We start from the raw sequence: 1,002 nt of genomic DNA on the forward strand, positions 1-1,002 counted from the left end.
TCGTCGCAATGGTTTGTGAATTTATTAAAAAATTCTTACATTTTCATCTTGATTAATCTTTATTTTATTGGCATAATAGAGAAAAAGAAAAAGAGAAGCAGGTGACGTAATGAATCGAGTGGAACCGCCCTATGATGTGAAAGAAGCTCTGGTCTTCACCCAGAAAATGGCTCAGCTTAGCAAGGCTCTTTGGAAATCAATCGAGAAGGATTGGCAGCAATGGCTCAAACCGTATGACCTGAATATTAATGAGCATCATATTTTATGGATTGCGTATCAATTGAATGGAGCTTCCATTTCTGAAATCGCGAAGTTCGGGGTCATGCACGTATCAACCGCATTCAACTTTTCAAAAAAGCTGGAAGAACGGGGATATTTAAGGTTCTCCAAACGGCTGAATGATAAACGGAACACATATGTCCAATTGACTGAGGAAGGTACCGAGGTATTCTGGAGCTTGCTTGAGGAATTTGATCCGACACGCAACGCTGTTTTTAAAGGGTCACAGCCTTTGTATCATTTATTCGGAAAATTTCCTGAAGTGGCAGAAATGATGTGTATGATACGCCATATCTACGGCGATGATTTTATGGAAATTTTCGAAACGTCACTCACCAATATTGACAATGACTTTGAAAGCGTAAACGGAAAACTGAAGAAAAAAGCAAAGGACAGTGCGGCGGATGAACCGGCTGAAGAGCTTGAACCTGTAAACAGTTAATCAAAATGCTTCATGATGTCGATAAAGACTTCCATCAGCTCTTGATAAAGCCCCTGCTCATACAGGGCAAAAATCGTTTCATGAACATCTAATTTTTCATTCAGCTGTCCGGCAAAAAGCGCAAGGAGCTTATCAAAGGTTACAAATCCTTGCGCTTTTTGTGTTGCCAGCTCTTCCGACAATTCATCGCATATCCTCATAACCGCTTCCCCTTCTTCCTTGCTCAGCCCTTTGTCAATGAGAAGCGCATAGAAGGGGTACCTGTCCATATCTACTGTTTT

The 1,002-nt window shown here is 40.9% G+C and carries 2 protein-coding genes; one reads left to right on the forward strand and one right to left on the reverse strand.

Annotation, left to right across the window (positions count from 1 at the left end):
- Nucleotides 1-109: 109 nt before the first annotated feature.
- The gene (locus tag RAC86_RS39105) at nt 110-721 is read left to right on the forward strand and encodes an HTH-type transcriptional regulator Hpr (protein WP_003239501.1); all 612 of its coding nucleotides are present in this window, start codon (nt 110-112) and stop codon (nt 719-721) included.
- On the opposite strand, the gene RAC86_RS39110 is transcribed toward RAC86_RS39105, so the two are convergent.
- Nucleotides 718-1,002 (reverse strand): DUF1878 family protein (locus tag RAC86_RS39110; RefSeq protein ID WP_377886997.1); only part of this gene is annotated, 285 nt, incomplete at its 5' end. The genes RAC86_RS39105 and RAC86_RS39110 overlap by 4 nt on opposite strands.

The sequence above is a fragment of the Bacillus sp. LR_5 genome, assembly GCF_042709275.1.

Bases quoted from the DNA above. Each gene is read 5' to 3' on its own strand.
- RAC86_RS39105 (WP_003239501.1), top strand. From the start codon at position 110: ATGAATCGAGTGGAACCGCCCTATGATGTGAAAGAAGCTCTGGTCTTC.